General features: G+C 72.2%; 13 protein-coding genes and 1 tRNA gene. 7 read left to right on the top strand and 7 right to left on the bottom strand.

What is annotated here, in order from left to right:
• The first annotated feature begins 270 nt into the window (after positions 1-270).
• Genes MXD60_RS09070 through MXD60_RS09060 form a run of 3 tightly spaced genes read left to right on the top strand, consistent with a single transcriptional unit; the run spans position 271 to position 3,244 of the window.
• Positions 271-1,368 carry a 3-dehydroquinate synthase family protein gene (locus MXD60_RS09070; RefSeq protein WP_518467613.1) on the top strand — a complete coding sequence of 366 codons (1,098 nt, stop codon included), beginning with the start codon at positions 271-273 and terminating at the stop codon, positions 1,366-1,368.
• On the top strand, positions 1,365-2,201 hold the full coding sequence (locus tag MXD60_RS09065; RefSeq protein ID WP_248818556.1) for a shikimate dehydrogenase family protein: 837 nt from the start codon (positions 1,365-1,367) through the stop codon (positions 2,199-2,201). The genes MXD60_RS09070 and MXD60_RS09065 overlap by 4 nt, the downstream gene beginning before the upstream one ends.
• 35 nt (positions 2,202-2,236) lie before the next feature.
• Positions 2,237-3,244: an ROK family protein gene (locus MXD60_RS09060; RefSeq protein ID WP_248818555.1), complete on the top strand. Its 1,008-nt coding sequence runs from the start codon at positions 2,237-2,239 to the stop codon at positions 3,242-3,244.
• A 79-nt stretch (positions 3,245-3,323) separates the two neighbouring features.
• Here the strand turns inward: MXD60_RS09060 and MXD60_RS09055 are convergent, their stop codons facing one another.
• The 3 genes from MXD60_RS09055 to MXD60_RS09045 form a co-directional block, all read right to left on the bottom strand.
• Positions 3,324-4,040 (bottom strand): HAD-IA family hydrolase, encoded by a 717-nt coding sequence (locus MXD60_RS09055; protein ID WP_248818576.1) that lies wholly within the window; start codon positions 4,038-4,040, stop codon positions 3,324-3,326.
• Between the two features lie 196 nt (positions 4,041-4,236).
• Positions 4,237-5,382 carry a Gfo/Idh/MocA family protein gene (locus MXD60_RS09050; protein WP_248818554.1) on the bottom strand — a complete coding sequence of 382 codons (1,146 nt, stop codon included), beginning with the start codon at positions 5,380-5,382 and terminating at the stop codon, positions 4,237-4,239.
• Positions 5,379-6,545, bottom strand: a complete 1,167-nt coding sequence (locus MXD60_RS09045) for a DegT/DnrJ/EryC1/StrS family aminotransferase (protein WP_248818553.1) — start codon at positions 6,543-6,545, stop codon at positions 5,379-5,381. The genes MXD60_RS09050 and MXD60_RS09045 overlap by 4 nt, the downstream gene beginning before the upstream one ends.
• A 333-nt stretch (positions 6,546-6,878) precedes the next feature.
• Between MXD60_RS09045 and MXD60_RS09040 the strand changes: the two genes are divergently transcribed.
• Complete coding sequence (locus MXD60_RS09040) at positions 6,879-7,322, top strand: type II 3-dehydroquinate dehydratase (RefSeq protein WP_248818552.1); 444 nt, start codon at positions 6,879-6,881, stop codon at positions 7,320-7,322.
• Positions 7,323-7,969: 647 nt separating this feature from the next.
• Here the strand turns inward: MXD60_RS09040 and MXD60_RS09035 are convergent.
• From MXD60_RS09035 to MXD60_RS09025, 3 genes are all read right to left on the bottom strand, one after another.
• Positions 7,970-9,223, bottom strand: coding sequence for a malic enzyme-like protein (locus tag MXD60_RS09035; protein WP_248818551.1), 1,254 nt, complete (start codon positions 9,221-9,223; stop codon positions 7,970-7,972).
• Between the two features lie 949 nt (positions 9,224-10,172).
• Positions 10,173-10,245, bottom strand: a tRNA-Arg gene (locus tag MXD60_RS09030).
• Between the two features lie 77 nt (positions 10,246-10,322).
• The gene (locus MXD60_RS09025; RefSeq protein ID WP_248818550.1) at positions 10,323-10,547 is read right to left on the bottom strand and encodes a DUF3039 domain-containing protein; all 225 of its coding nucleotides are present in this window, start codon (positions 10,545-10,547) and stop codon (positions 10,323-10,325) included.
• A gap of 168 nt (positions 10,548-10,715) precedes the next feature.
• Here MXD60_RS09025 and MXD60_RS09020 point away from each other — a divergent pair, with 168 nt between their 5' ends.
• Positions 10,716-11,405 carry a metal-dependent transcriptional regulator gene (locus tag MXD60_RS09020; protein WP_248818549.1) on the top strand — a complete coding sequence of 230 codons (690 nt, stop codon included), beginning with the start codon at positions 10,716-10,718 and terminating at the stop codon, positions 11,403-11,405.
• A 52-nt stretch (positions 11,406-11,457) separates the two neighbouring features.
• On the opposite strand, the gene MXD60_RS09015 is transcribed toward MXD60_RS09020, so the two are convergent.
• The gene (locus tag MXD60_RS09015; protein WP_248818548.1) at positions 11,458-12,660 is read right to left on the bottom strand and encodes a C40 family peptidase; all 1,203 of its coding nucleotides are present in this window, start codon (positions 12,658-12,660) and stop codon (positions 11,458-11,460) included.
• Positions 12,661-13,242: 582 nt separating this feature from the next.
• On the opposite strand from MXD60_RS09015, the gene MXD60_RS09010 reads away from it, so the two are divergent.
• Positions 13,243-14,532, top strand: a complete 1,290-nt coding sequence (locus MXD60_RS09010; protein WP_248818547.1) for an ammonium transporter — start codon at positions 13,243-13,245, stop codon at positions 14,530-14,532.
• Positions 14,529-14,870 (top strand): P-II family nitrogen regulator, encoded by a 342-nt coding sequence (locus MXD60_RS09005; protein WP_248818546.1) that lies wholly within the window; start codon positions 14,529-14,531, stop codon positions 14,868-14,870. Before MXD60_RS09010 ends, MXD60_RS09005 begins: the two co-directional genes overlap by 4 nt.
• Positions 14,871-15,108: the final 238 nt, after the last annotated feature.

Raw genomic sequence — 15,108 nt, 5'->3', positions numbered from 1 at the left:
CCTCTTCGATCGACCGCACACTGAGTGCCCAACTCGGCGTGCCCAACTCGGCGTGCCCCCCTCGGCGTGCCCAACTCGGCGTGTCCCCCCTCGGACGCCCGTCAGCCCGCGCGCAGGAGCGTATCTCGGCCGCCGGCTCCCCCGCTCCCCCGGTTCGGGAAGCGGACGCGTCCCCCGGGCAGACTGGGCACAGGGCTCCACGGCGGGCCCCGCCAGCGGGCCGACCAGCGCCCACGCCCCCGACCACACCCGCCGAACAGGAGACGACACGTGACCGGCTCACCCGTCCGTCAGCCGCTCAGCCCCATCGACCGGCTCAGCCCCATCGACCGGCTCGGCCCCGACCACCGGCGGGTCCGGGTCGAACTCGGCGAGCGTGGCTACCCGATCGACATCGGCGCCGGGGTCCGCCACACCCTGCCTGAGGTGGTCGCCCGGATCGGGGCGAGGCGGGCCGCGATCATCTCCGCGCGCCCCCTCGACGCCGTCCCCGACCCCGGGGTGCCGGCGCTGCGCCTGCCCGCCCGGGACGGGGAGGCGGACAAGACGATGGCGAACGTCGAGAGGCTGTGCAGCCACTTCGCCGACTTCGGGCTGACCCGGTCCGACGTGGTGATCTCCTGCGGTGGCGGCACGACCACGGACGTGGTCGGTTTCGCGGCCGCATGTTACCACCGCGGCGTCGCCGTCGTGCACCTGCCGACCTCCCTGCTCGCCCAGGTGGACGCGAGCGTCGGCGGGAAGACGGCGGTGAACCTGCCCGCGGGCAAGAACCTGGTGGGCGCCTACTGGCAGCCCAGCGCCGTGCTGTGCGACACCGACTACCTGGCCACACTGCCTGACCGGGAACGCGTCAACGGCTACGGGGAGATTGCCCGGGCCCACTTCATCGGCGCGCCCGACCTGCAGGGACGCCCGGTCGCCGAGCAGATCGCGGCGAGCGTGGCGCTCAAGGCGGCCGTCGTCGCCCGCGACGAGCGGGACTCCAGCCTGCGCCACATCCTCAACTACGGCCACACCCTGGGCCACGCGTTGGAACGGGTCACCGACTACGCGCTGCGTCACGGCGAGGGCGTCGCGATCGGCACGGTGTTCGCCGGCCGGCTCGCCGGGGCGCTCGGCCGGATCGGCCCCGACCGGGTCGCGGAGCACCTCGACGTGGTGCGCGGCTACGGACTGCCCTGGGCCCTGCCCGCCGGGATCGATCTTCGCGACCTCGTCACGGTGATGCGGCTGGACAAGAAGTCCACGAACACCGGCCTGACGTTCGTTCTCGACGGCTCGGCCGGCCCCGAACTCGTCCCCGACGTGGCCGAGGACCTCGTGCTGGCGACGCTCGCCGCGATGCCCCAGAAGCAGGCAGCGTGACGGCGGCGTCCTTCGCCCCGACGGCGCCGCCCATCAGCGGCGTCACCAGGCTGTACGCCGTCATCGGCGATCCGGTGGCCCAGGTGCGGGCGCCGTCGCTGCTCAACCCGCTGTTCGCCCAGCTCGGGCACGACGCCGTCCTGGTGCCCGTGCACGCCCGCCCGGCCGACTTCGCCACCGTCCTCGCGGGCCTCGCCGCCACCGCGAACCTGGACGGCGTGCTCGTCACGATCCCGCACAAGGTCGCCGCCTGCGCCCTCGCCGCCGAGCGGAGCACGGCCGCGCGGATCAGCGGCAGCGCCAACGTGCTGTGCCGCGCCCCCGGCGGCGGCTGGCGGGCCGACAACTTCGACGGGTCCGGTTTCGTGCGCGGGCTGGCTGCCGCCGGCCACTGGGTCCGCGGCGCACGGGTGGCCCTGCTGGGGGCCGGCGGGGCCGGCAGCGCCATCGCGGTCGCGCTGCTCGACGCCGGCTGCGCCAGCCTGGCCGTCCACGACCCGGACCAGGCGAGGTGCGCGGACCTCGTCCGTCGGCTGGAGGCCCACTGGCCCGGCCGCACCAGGCTCGCCGCGACACCCGCGACCCGAGACGTCGACCTTGCGGTGAACGCCACCCCGCTCGGCCTGCGTCCCGACGACCCGCTGCCACTACGGCCCGAGGAACTGCCCGCCGGCTGCGTCGTCGCGGACATCATCATGAAACCGGCGCGGACCCGCCTGCTGGCCGCCGCGGAGCGGCTCGGCCTGCCCACCCAGCCGGGACTGCCCATGCTCGCCGAGCAGCTCGACCTGTACCGGGCCTTCTTCGGGCTCGGCCCGGCGAACGACGGCTGACGCCCGTGCCCGACCGATCCGGGAGGACCACGACCATGCCCGCGCCCAGCCCGACGACGACCGCCGGTGTCCTCGGCATCGACATCGGTGGCACCAAGGTCGCGCTGCGGATCGAACCGGCGCTGCCGGCTGGTGATCCGGTCGACGGGTCCGACGCGACCGACGGCGCAGGCACGCCGGTCGAAGCGACGTTCCGCTGGGAGCCGATGGCCAGCGCCGCGGGTGACCTCGACGCACTCGCCCGACAGGTCGCATCGCTGCGGTCCCGCTGGGCCGGTCCGATCAGCGCGGTCGGCCTGGCGATGCCGGCGACGGTGGACCCGACCGGCCTCGTGACGACGTGGCCGGGACGCCCGAGCTGGAGCGGCCTCGCGCTGGACGGAGCGCTGCGCGACCTGGCGCCGGGCGCGGCCGTCGCGTACGCGGACGACGGCGACCTCGCCGCCCTCGCCGAGGCGGCCGCGGCTGGCTGCCCGAACCTGGTGTACCTGGGGATCGGCACCGGGGTCGGCGGCGGGATCGTGCTGGACGGCCGCAACTGTCCGCGGCCCGGCCGCGGCTCGGCCGAGATCGGGCACATGGTGATTGCGGCCGACGGGGCGCCGTGCACCTGCGGTCGGCGCGGCTGCGTGCAGGCCGTCGCCAGCGGTCCCGCGACCCTGCGCCGCGCCGCGCGGCACCGGTCCGCCGCCACCACCGGCCCGGGCACCAACACCGATGCCGATGCCGATGCCGATGCCGTGAGTTTTCCCGAGCTGCGCGCGCAGTGGCTCGCCGGCACCGACTGGGCCGTGCGGGCGGTGCGGGAGAGTGCGGCGGCGGCGGCCGTCGCCGTCGTCGGCCTCACCGAACTGCTGCATCCGGCCCTGGCCGTGATCGGCGGCGGTTTCGCCGACGGGCTGACGGGTTTCGCGGCCGCCGTCGACGAGCAGGCCCGCGCGCTCGGGCGACCCGGCCATCCGCCCGCACCGGTGCGGGCGGCCGTGCTCGGCGGCCTTTCGTCACTGTCAGGCGCGATCCTGCTGGCCCGCCAGCAGGGTTGATCCAACGGTCCGGCCAGCCCCGCGACGGCGTCCGCGGCCGCCCCGATCAGGCGGCGGTCGCGGCCGGATAACGGCCCGGTCAGTCGGCGGCGAGCAGTCCCTGGGCGACCGGCGTCACCGTCACCGGGGTCGGCGGCATGACGACCCGCGTCGCGTGCGCCGTGGGCACCCCGGCCGGGCCGGCCACCAGTTGGCCGGGGATGCCCGGTTCCGGATTCGGCTCCAGCTCACCAAGCAGCGCCAGCAGCTCGGCGGGACGGTGCAGCACGGCGTCCGGCTCGGCGGCGATCAGCTCGACGCCGTCCGTCTCCCCCCACAGCGCGGCGACGGCCAGCACTCCGGCACCGCGGGCGCTGTCGAGATCCGCGACGGCGTCGCCGATCATCATCGCCTCCTCGGGACCGGCGCCGAGCAGGTCCAGGGCGCGCAGGACGATGTCCGGCGCCGGCTTCGGCCGGGCGATCTCGTCGGAGCCGATGACATGGTCGAACAACGGCAGGACGTCGAGCTCGCCGAGCAGGTGGCGGGCTCGTGGTCCGGCCTTGCCGGTGGCGACCGCCAGGCCGTAACCGCGCGCCCGCAGGGTCCGCAGCATCTCGCCGACCCCGTCGAAGAGCGTCACCTCGCGGGCGAGCCGGTAGCTCTCCCGGACGAACGGCTCCTCCATCTCCAACGGGAGATTCATGATCCGCATGATGTCGGGGAAGTAGCGGCCGAGATGGCGTTCGTACTCCTCGAAAGGGGGCTCGCCCGCGCCGACGACCTCGGCGTAGGCGGTCGTGAACGCCTGGCGCATCACGCCGAAGCTGTCGACGAGCACCCCGTCGAGATCGAAGATCACCACTCGCCGGCGGACGCCGCCGGCCGCGGCGGGCGCCGACTCGGGGATCGCGGTCCGGCCAAAGCCGTCCGCCGCCGACCTGTCCTGCAGTTCCGTACCCACGCGCCCCCCCGGGCTCGATAAATCGGACATCGGTGTTAGCGGCGGGGCGTCATCGGCCCGCGTGTACCAGCGGTGGCACCGTCCGGTGCGAACGTGCGGAGTCGTAGAGCCGTTCGATCGCGGCGATCGTCGGGCGGACCTCGGCGATCGCCCGTCCGCGGGAGGCCGGGTCGACCAGCATCGCCGGCAGCACGTCGAGCTGCCGGCGGTACTCGGTACCGATCGGCTCCTCGGCCAGGGGAACGGTCGTCGTCTCCCCGGTCCGGGTCAGGGTGAGCACCGACCGGTCCTGCCGGTTCGGGCCGAAACCGAAGGTGCAGCGCAGCGACGCGGTGCCGCCGGCGCCCTCGACAGTGATCGCGGTCAGGTCGCGGGCCTCGTGCGAGGCCCAGCTCGCCCGCAGCGCCACCGACGTGCCCTCCTCGGTGATGAGGAAGCCACGGGCGGTGTCCTCCACGTCGCCGCCCGAGCGGCTGGGGCCACCGGCCTCGTCGTCGTGGCGCCAGGAGGCCGCCCACGCCTCGTCGTTGACGAAGTCGTCCGACGTGGTTCCGACCACCTGGTGGAACCAGACGCTGCCCAGCAGCGGGGTGAGCGTGTCCAGCAGGTGCCAGCCGAGGTCGACGAGCGCACCGCCGCCGGACTGTTCCCGCCGGGTGAACCAGCCGCCGGCGTCGGGGATGCCGCGGGCGCGCACCCAGGCGAGGTCCACGTGGCGGATCGCGCCGAGCCCCGCCGCGACCTCGTACAGGCGGCTGACGTCCGCCCGGTACCGCGCGGCGCTGCCGGCCAGCAGGGTCGCGTTGCCCGCCGTCTCGGCCGCGGCCAGCCGGTCGGCCTCCGCGGAGCTCAGGCAGACCGGCTTCTCCAGGAACACCGGTATGCCCACGGCCAGCAGGCTCTCGGCGACGTCGGCATGGCGGTGGTTGGGTACCGCCACCACCGCGAGATCGGGGCGGGCGGCGTCACTGCCGGTCAGCTCGGCCACGTCGGCGAACAGGTCGAGTCCCGGGTCGTCCCCGCCGACGGCGGCCCGTACGGCCGGGTCGGGATCGACAGCCGCTGTCACCACGAAACGGGGATGCTCCCGCAGCCGCGGCAGCCAGATCGACCGACCGGCCCAGCCGAGGCCGATGACGGCGACCCGTAAGGGGTCCTGGCGCCCGGTGGTCGACTCCGGAACCGGCTGCGTCACTGCGCGGCCAGCACGTCGGCCACGACCGCCGCGACCTCGTGCATCTGTGCCTCGGTGCCCAGCAGGGTGCGGTGGTGCAGCCAGATGCCCTCGGCGCTGAGCGCCTCGGTGTTCGGGCAGCGGCCCGCGATCTGGTCGACCGTCTCGTCGGGGGCCCCGGTCTCCCAGAAACCGTTGGACCGGTAGATCGCCCGGAACGCGGCGAAGGCCGGCAGGCCCCGCTCGAGCAGCGCGTCGACAAGCGCGTTGCGGCGCTCCTCGCCGATCCCCGGCAGCCGGAACATCGCCATGTAGTGGGGGTTGCGGTCACAGCGCTCGTCCCGCCCCTGCGGGACGACGCCCGGGATGGCGGCGAGCGCCTCGGCGAGCACCGGCCACCGCTGCTCGCGGGTGTCGATCTGGCCGGCCAGCCGGCCGAGCTGGGCCCGCAGGACGGATGCGGAGAACTCGTTGAGCCGGAAGTTCGACCCGGACGTCTGGTGGAAGTAGCGGCGGTCGGTGCGCGGCCGCCCGCAGCTGTGCCGCAGGAACGCGGCCTCGAACAGCTCGGAGTCCGGGAAGGTCACGGCGCCACCCTCGCCGGCCGTCATCAGCTTGCCGTTCTGGAAGCTGAACGACGCCACGGAGCCGAGCTCACCGACGCGGCGGCCCTGCCACTGCGCGCCATGCGCGTGGGCGGCGTCCTGGAGGATCGGGATGCCCGTGTCCGCCGAGAGCTTGGCCAGCGCGTCCATGTCGGAGACCTGGCCGGCCATGTGCACCGGCATGATCGCCTTGGTGCGGGGGGTGACGGCGGCGGCCACCGCCGCCGGGTCGATGCAGTACGTGTCCAGGTCGACGTCCACCGGCACGGCCACGGCGCCCAGCCGCTGCGCCGCCTGGGAGGACGAGATGAACGTGAACCCCGGGACGATGACCTCCGTGCCCGGACCGACCCCGAGAACCTGGAGGGCCAGCTCCAGCGCGTGGGTGCCGTTGGTGACCGCGAGCGTGTAGTCCGCGCCGTGATAAGCACCGAACTCGCGCTCGAAACTATCGACCTCGCTGCCGCCCATCCGCCACCACTGGCCCTGTTCGAGGGCACGGATCAGGCCGTCGCGCTCCTCGTCGGAGTACTGCGGCCAGGCCGGCAGCTCTGGCGCTCGACGCGCTCCACCGCTCATGGTCCCCACCCTTTTCTCACGTGACGATAGATTCGCGTTAGGATCCCGGCCGTCGGTGGTTCATTACCGTGGGTCGCCCGAAGAATCCGCACGATAGGTGCGCGACGGACGGTACCTCAGCACTCCGAGAACACCTCCGGCTGGTCCGCCCTCCGCCCATCCCAGGCCACACCCCGATCAACGTGGGACCAATAATCCCACTATCGGGCACCGAAGGCACCCGTGCCGGTCACATTGGCGGGTCCGCCGGCGCGGCCGGCGCCCTCCGGACGCTGCGATATTCTCCGGCAGACGCCGGCCGGCCAGGCCGGTCAATAGCAGTAATGAGGTCCGGTGAGCACGCTTCTTCTTCTGAACGGCCCGAATCTTGGAATCCTCGGCCGTCGCCAGCCAGAAGTATACGGAACCGCCACCCTCGCCGACATCGAATCAGCAGTAGGCAGCCAGATCGCCGACCGCGGCTGGAAGCTGGTGTCAATTCAGCGGGAATCAGAGGGCGAACTGATCCACGCCGTTCAGGACAATTACGAATCGGTCGGCGCGATCGTCAATCCGGGCGCTCTGATGATGTACGGCTGGAGCCTGCGGGACGCCCTGGCGAACTACCCGAACCCGTGGATCGAGGTGCACCTGTCGAACGTCTGGGCGCGCGAGTCGTTCCGGCATGAGTCGATCCTGTCCGCGCTGGCCAGCGGGGTCGTGGTCGGCCTCGGCGCACTGGGCTACGAGCTCGCCGCGCAGGCCCTGCGCCGCCTCGTCCCGCCGTCGTCGGACTGACTCCCGCCCCCGACCCGGGCAGAGTGGGTCCGCCGACCGGCCAGCGGCCCACCATCGGCCAGTCGCCGAGCGGCCGCACCGCCGGACCGCTCCGCAGACAGCGGGTCACGGGGGAGCCGGCGGGTACCCGCGCCGCCGGCTGGCGCCGCGGGAACGCCCCGCCCCGCCCCGCCCACGCCCGGCCAGCCAGGTTCCCGACCTCCCCCAGCCGCCACCCGGGCACCGTGGGAAGGGTCGCGAGGGTCCGCCGGCGAAAGTCGTACGCAATTGTTCGACGTTCGTTCGGCGACCGCACGCCGCCGCGACACCCACGAGTCACCGATACTCGGTTCAGCACTCTTCCGTCGAGCTTCGCGAACAGGTCCCGGCGCCCCTGGCCCAGTAGATTCTCCGGACGCCAACGGAAAATTCTTCCCGCCCCGCCGCCGGACGCGCATCCACAAAGCCGTGCCCGCGGCGCGACGATGTTTCCGGGGTGACCGGCAGCCATGATCCGGCAGGAATACCGCGGGCCCGCCCGGGACCACGCTCACCGGACGACATTCCAACGGGCGCGGCGCGGCGGACGCCCACCACCCGATCGGTCCGCACCGCGGGCCCCCATCACGGGCTCCCCACCGAGGGTTCCCCATGGTCGCGGCCCGGGGTCAGCTCTCCGTCAATGCCCGGGTCGCCGCCTGATCCACTGCCGCGGTCAGCCGTGGATGATCCAGCGGCGGCAACAGCCCGCCGACCGGAGTCAGCTCGACGAGCGCCCGCACCGCGGCAAGCCGTGCCGGCGCGGTGATCACCCGGTGCGCCCGGACGGCGGCGCACAGCAGACCGGGCAGCGCGTGCAGCGGACGCGGTCCGAAGGCCGCCGACGCCAGCGGCGGTGGCGACTGCGGCCGGATGCGCAGCACCGGTGCGCCCGCCGGAGGCGACGCCAGGCCGATGAGATCCACCACCAGGTCGAGATCGGCCGCCATCCGGTGCAGCGGCTGGATCCCGCAGGCGAGTGGATCGTAAAGCGTCAGGTCACGGATTCCGGCGGCGAGCAGCAGCCCGGCCAGGTCGCCGCCGCGGGCCGGATCCACCACGGCCACGCGGGCCGCACCCGGTCGCACCCGCCGCCCGCGGAGATGATTGATGATCGCCGCGGTCGCGGCGACGGCGAGGCCGTCGTTGAGGGTGTCCAGCAGCGCCGCGGTCCCGGCCACGGTGGGCGCGGCGCGAACGGCGTCCACGTGGCTGACCCGGGTGTGCACCAGCACCGTGGCGGCGAAGCCGGGCGCCAGCATGGCGATGGCGAGGCGCAGCTCGCCGGCATCCCGGGCGGCGATGGGCATCGGGATGACGTCCAGCCCGGTCGCCCGGTGCAGATGCACCGCCTGCGACTCCACCGCGGGCAGCGCGGCCTCGGCGGTGAGGGGCTCGAAGTCCAGCACGGCACTGGCGTCGGTGACCAGGGCGACCCGCCGCGGCCGCCCGGTGAACAGGTCAGTGTGCGTCGGGTGTCGGGCCAGGTGCCGGATGACCCGTCGGTCGGCATCGGCGTCCAGCAGGGCCAGGTCGTGGCCGGTGGTGACCGACGCGCACAGCGACTGGGTGAGCTTGCCGGTCGACGCCACCGCGAAGACCGGATCCTCCGTCTGCAACAGATCCGTGCCGAGCTGACGGCGCAGAGCCTGAACCAGCCAGGTCAGCGTCGGGCCGCTGTCCGCGTCGAGAGTGATCCGCCGGCCGGCGGGATCCGGCTCGTCCGCGTAGCAGGTGATCTCACCCGGACCGGCGGCGATCACCGCGTCGATGGCGGCCCGCGCGGTGCCCGGCACCCGAACCGTCACGCTGTATGCGGGATTGGCCTTGCCCACCGCCGCATTCGCCGGCTCGTCGGCGCCGCCACCGCCGGAGGTGCTCATGCCGGGCACACCCGCGCCGACGGGCGCCGCCTCTCGGCCTGCGGTAACCGTCGCGTCACACGCCACCCCGGAATCACCTGTACAGCATCGCAAACCGGCAGCGGGCGAAGCTCGGCAAGCGGGCCGATCGGGCCGGCATGCGGCACGGGCCGCCCCGCGCGCGCCTTGCAGGTGGTGCTCGCGCCCGTCGTGGGGCGGATTGTCGGCTGCGGACGGAGCCGAGGCGCTGATCGCGTGGAGGACGCCGGGCAGGACCTCGGGGCGCCCTCATCGGTGTCAGATCCGGCCACCCAGCCGTTGATCCTGAGCCTGGGCGCGTCGGCCCGCCGCACCCGGCCAGGTCGGGGACTCCGACAGCCTGGCCGCGACGGACCACGGCCTCGAACATCCCGTCGGAGGTCGTGGGCTCGCGGTTGGGGTCGCCGAGTCACAGCCTTGTGTCTGCGGCGTACTGTGCGTCGCGCGACTTCACCACCGGGGCGGCGCCCCGACGTCCACGGCTCGTTTCTGTGAGCGCTCACAGAGCATCGCGGTCTGGCGCGTACCATTTGACCCGGTTTATCCGCACCCCGGGGAACGCCATGGCCCCTCCGTACGGTCCACATCCGGTTTGCGCCATACAAGGCGACCACGACGACCCGGGAGAGAGATCATCGCGTTGGATGCCGGCGGCCACACGCGGTAACTTCCGCCACCCGAAGGCCACGAAAGGTTACATCCGTCATCTTGCGCGTGCCACCATCCGCCGTAGCGCCCACGATCGTCATCGCGTGGATCTCCAGCCGGCCAGCCGAAGATCCATGGGATTCAGCCGAGCCCGGTCAGCAGCAGCAGCCGGCACGCCCTCCCCAAGGTCCCACGATGGGAGGTAGTTAGTACGTCCAGCATCACTGACCTCGACCATGCCCGCGCCGGCAAGCACGAAGCTTGCCTGGTCAGGCGGGGTACGTGCCCCAGGTAGGAATCGGACCTACGGCCTACCGCTTAGGAGGCGGTCGCTCTATCCACTGAGCTACTGGGGCAGGTGCGCGCATGGCGGGAACCAGGCGCCTGCCGATCGTACGACCGACGGAGCCGCTCCCGGCCAACCGCCGGCTGGTCAGCCGAACTGCTGGGCCATCTCCACGAGTTCCTTGCACTTGGGGCAGATCGGGTAACGGGAGGGGTCCCGAACGGGTTCGAACCGGTAACCGCACAGCGCGGTGACCCGCCCGCCCTCGATGGAAGCCCGGACGATCTCCTCCCGACGAGCGTAATGGGAGTGGTCGTCGCCCTCATCAGTACTGGTGTCCGACGTCTCAGGTGCGATCTGGGTCGTGCTCATGACGACGATTCTAGTGCGGGGCACCGACAGGGCCGGGACGGGTGAGCGCGGTCCTCGGGCCGCGCTCGGCGGCGTGCCGGTCGGCGGACAACCGACACGGTCGCCAAAGGACACATGGCTCTTGCATCCGATGGGTGCGGCGTACTCTGGAACAGACGAAGGAGACCGGTGACTGGACTGATCGACAGTACCGAGATGTACCTCCGGACCTTGTACGAACTGAGGGAAGAGGGCATCCCCCCGCTACGGGCGCGCCTCGTGGAGCGGCTGCACGTCAGCGCGCCGGCCGCCAGCGAGTCCACCGCTCGCCTGGCCAACGAGGGTCTCGTGTCCCTCGCGGACGACCGCACCGTGCAGTTCACCGAGAAGGGGTTGCTGCGCGCGACCGCGGTGATGCGCAAGCATCGGCTTGCGGAGCTCCTGCTCACCAAGGTCATCGGGCTGGACTGGGCCCTGGTGCACAACGAGGCATGCCGCTGGGAGCATGTGATCTCCGACGAGGTCGAGGCTCGCCTCACCGTGCTGCTCGGCGATCCGAAACGCTGCCCGTTCGGCAACGAGATCCCGCCCGCGCAGAACCGGGAGAGCGCTCAGCCCACCAACGCGCCGGTGAGTCTGCTGGCCTCCGCCGACCGCGCGACCGCGGACGGCGGCCTGCCGGTCACGGTGAGCTGGATCTCCGAGCGGCTGCAGACCGACGAGACCGCCATGCGCCGGCTCCAGGACGCCGCGATCGTGCCCGGGGCCCAGGTCATGCCGGGTTCCCGCGGGGACATCATCCGCATCGTGACGCCGAACGGCGACACCGACGCGGAAATCAGCCGCAGCACGGCGGCGCTCGTCTACGTCGACCGCTGAACCGTCACCACCGGGCGTCGTCCAGACTCGGACGACGCCCCTCGCCCACGGCCTAGCCCCCTGGTCGCACCCCGCCCTGGAAGCTCGACCACCACACGTTCTCGACCCGCACCACCTCGCCGGTGCGGGGGGCGTGGATCATCTTTCCGGCACCTACATAGATGCCGACGTGACCAAGATCCGCGTCGAAGAAGACCAGATCGCCCGGCAGCAGCTCCGCCCGGCTCACCCGGCGCCCCTCGTTCCACTGAGACCCGGTGTAGTGGCTGAGCGCGACGCCGGCCTTCTGCCAGACCCACTGGGTCAGCCCGGAGCAGTCAAAGGTGTTCGGCCCCTCCGCTCCCCAGACATACGGCTTGCCCAGTTGCGCGTACGCCTCCCGCACCGCCGTCGACGCACCACCGCTGCCGAGTGCCGGCGCGGCGGGCGCCGCCGCCACCGGAGTCGCGGCGAAATCCCGCCCGGCGGCCGCGGCGGCACCCGCCTGCTGCTGGTAGCGGGCCTGTTCGGCAGCGGCCTCGCGGGCCGCGGCGGCAGCGGCAGCGGCCCGCGCCGCCTGTTCGGCCCGACGCGCGGCCGCGGCCTCCGCTCTGGCCCTCTGCTCCAGCTCGGCGAACCGCGCACTCAACTGGTTCAGCAGATCGTGCTGATGATCCGCGGCCGCCTCGATGGACCGCTTGCGCTCGCCGAGATCGGAGATGATCTTCTTCTGGTCGGCGAGAGCCGCATCCGCCTCCTGCCGCGCCTGCGTCAGGTCAAGCCGGGCCAGCCGTAGCCCGCTGTCCGCCACGCGCTGTCGGCGGGCCAGCGCGTCCACGGCGCCCATCCGGTCGAGGACGCGCCGGGGGTCGCCGGTCAGCAGCAGGGACAGGTCCCGCAGGCCGCCGGCGCTCTCGGCCGACACAGCCAGCCCGCGGTGGCGGTCCGCGGCCGCGCGCACCGCGTCATCGGCCCGGCCGACCCGTTCGGCCGCGGCCGCCGCGGCCCGCTGCGCCGCGGCGAGCCGGATTCGCCCGGCGTCGAAGTCCTCGGCGGCCCGCGCCGTCTGCCGGGTGGACTCGTCGAGCGCGGCCCGGGTTCGATCGATCTCGGCCCGCACGGCGTCCAGGCTCGACGACGTCGACGACGGCGTCCCCCACGCGACGCCGGCCGGCACGGCGAGGGCCGCGGACCCGGCCAGCAGCAGCCCCGCCAGGGCCGCCGTGAGCGGCCTGGCCAGCCGGGCGCCGCGGCCGTCCGCGCGTCCCGGCCGCAACCGCGTCCTCGGCGCCGGCAACGGCACCAGCGGCGAGAACGGTGACAACAAGGGCGCGGCCGACGGCATTGACGAAGGCGCCGAAGATGGGGATTGCGGGGATTGCGGGGCTGTTGCCGACAAGGGCGACAACAGTGGCACCGAGAGCGATGAGTTGGGCGGTGGCAATGGCGTCCGTGGTGCTGGGATCAGGGCCGGTGTTCCAGCCCCACTGGCGGGTCCTTCGGAGCCGCTCCCGGCGTCGGCGTCGTAGTGGCGGGTCTCGGATTGCGGTTCGCCGGCGACGTGATGCCAGCCCTCCGTAGGGACGCTGCTCACACCGCCGGACCGTAACTATTCGCAGTTGTACAGTCACGGAAGCACGCCGAACCAGGCGGAGAGTCTCCGACCACCCACCGAGAGACGGCCGGAACGGGCCACGGGGCGCCCAATTTAGCGATTTCACACGTAAGAAACAGCTAAGACACAGATTCGGAACAGATCTTGCCGACTCTTCGGACCCGAGGATCCGGGACGAGAGCAGCGTGGCCGGGGACCGGGTGAGCGCATCCGCGCACCGCGCGGGGGGATGACAGGAGAGACATGGTCAAATTGGACTCGGGCGACACCGCGTGGATGCTCATAAGTGCCGCAATCGTGCTGTTCATGACGCCCGGACTTGCCTTCTTTTACGGCGGCATGGTGCGGGCGAAGAACGTGCTCGGCATGATCATGCAGAACTTCTTCGCCATCGGCATCGTCACGCTCGTGTGGTCCCTGCTGGGCTTCAGCCTGGCCTTCGGCTCGGGTAACGGCTTCTGGGGCGGATTCCATTTCGCCGCGCTGCAGCACCTCAACGAGGGCAACACGACCATCCCCTACGTCGTGTTCGTCGCGTTCCAGATGATGTTCGCGATCATCACCCCCGCGCTGATCACCGGTGCTGTCGCCGACCGGATGAAGTTCAGCGCGTTCGCGATCTTCATCACGCTGTGGTCGCTGTTCGTCTACTCGCCGATCGCGCACTGGGTGTGGGCGACCAACGGCTGGCTGTTCAAGCGCGGTGCGATGGACTTCGCGGGTGGCACGGTCGTGCACGCCAACGCCGGTATCGCCGCGATCGTCCTCGCCCTGGTGCTCGGCAAGCGAGTCGGCTGGCCCAGCGGGGACTTCCGTCCGCACAACGTGCCGTTCGTCCTGCTCGGCACCGGCATCCTGTGGGTCGGCTGGTTCGGGTTCAACGCCGGTTCGGCGCTGGCCGCGAACACGCTCGCCGGTTTCGCGCTGCTCAACACGCAGATCGCGACCGGTGTCGCGATCCTCGGCTGGCTCGCCGTCGAGAAGCTCCGGGACGGCAAGGCCACCACACTGGGCGCCGCGTCCGGTGCGGTCGCCGGTCTGGTCGCCATCACCCCGGCCTGTGGTTTCGTCTCCCCGATGGGTTCGATCGCGGTCGGCGGCATCGCTGGTGTGGTCTGCGCCCTGGCCACGTCCATCAAGGGCAAGGTCGGCATCGACGACTCGCTGGACGTCGGTGCGGTCCACCTCGTCGGCGGCGTCCTCGGCGCCCTGCTGACCGGTCTGTTCGCCACCGTCGACACCAACTCGGCGGGCCACGACGGCGTGTTCTACGGCGGTCCGTGGAGCGTGTTCGGTGAGCAGGCCCTCGCTGTCGGCGCGACGCTCGGCTACTCCGCCGTCGTCACGCTGATCATCGCGCTGGCGATCAAGTACACGATCGGCCTGCGGATGACCGACGAGGACCAGGTCACCGGCATGGACGAGGCCCTGCACGGGGAAACGGCCTACCGTTACACCTCCATCGGCGGCGGCGGCGGTTCGCTGACCTCCAGCGTCACCCCCGTCAAGGTGCCTGAGGAGGCCCAGGCATGACCAAGCTCGTCACCGCTGTTATCAAGCCGTTCAAGGTGGACGACGTCAAGACGGCGCTGGAGAAGTTGGGCGTACACGGCCTGACCGTCTCCGAGGTGCAGGGCTTCGGCCGGCAGAAGGGCCACACCGAGGTCTACCGGGGCGCCGAGTACAAGGTCGACTTCGTTCCGAAGATCAAGATCGAGGTAGTGGTCTCGGACGAGGCCGCGGACGAGCTGGTCGCCGCGATCACGGCGGCCGCTCAGACCGGCAAGATCGGCGACGGCAAGGTCTGGGTCGTTCCCGTCGAGTCGGTCATCCGGGTCCGCACCGGCGAGCGGGGCGACGACGCGATCTGACCGCCGCGGCGGCGCGGTCATCACCCGGTGACCTCGCCGCGGTGGCCGGCGTCGCGTGTCGCACCCGCCGACACGCGACGCGCACCAGCACCAGCAACGCAGTTCCTCCGCTGGACGTTCGGCACTCTGAGAACGTCCAGCATCATCAGCACATGAGGCGGCACCGCGTGGTCAACGGCGCGGTGCCGCGCCCATGCGTACCGGGCACATCCGGCTACGGCTCCGCGCCCGGTTCCGA

This window comes from Frankia sp. AgB32 (assembly GCF_023243045.1).
GTDB lineage: Bacteria > Actinomycetota > Actinomycetes > Frankiales > Frankiaceae > Frankia.
This window is presented reverse-complemented; position numbering and strand designations above follow the sequence as displayed.

Coding starts and splice junctions, on each gene's coding strand:
- MXD60_RS09025 (WP_248818550.1), bottom strand. CDS start 10,547: ATGAGCACGACCCAGATCGCACCTGAGACGTCGGACACCAGTACTGAT.
- MXD60_RS09055 (WP_248818576.1), bottom strand. CDS start 4,040: ATGCGCCAGGCGTTCACGACCGCCTACGCCGAGGTCGTCGGCGCGGGC.
- MXD60_RS09035 (WP_248818551.1), bottom strand. CDS start 9,223: ATGAGCACCTCCGGCGGTGGCGGCGCCGACGAGCCGGCGAATGCGGCG.
- MXD60_RS09060 (WP_248818555.1), top strand. CDS start 2,237: ATGCCCGCGCCCAGCCCGACGACGACCGCCGGTGTCCTCGGCATCGAC.
- MXD60_RS09010 (WP_248818547.1), top strand. CDS start 13,243: ATGGTCAAATTGGACTCGGGCGACACCGCGTGGATGCTCATAAGTGCC.
- MXD60_RS09005 (WP_248818546.1), top strand. CDS start 14,529: ATGACCAAGCTCGTCACCGCTGTTATCAAGCCGTTCAAGGTGGACGAC.
- MXD60_RS09045 (WP_248818553.1), bottom strand. CDS start 6,545: ATGAGCGGTGGAGCGCGTCGAGCGCCAGAGCTGCCGGCCTGGCCGCAG.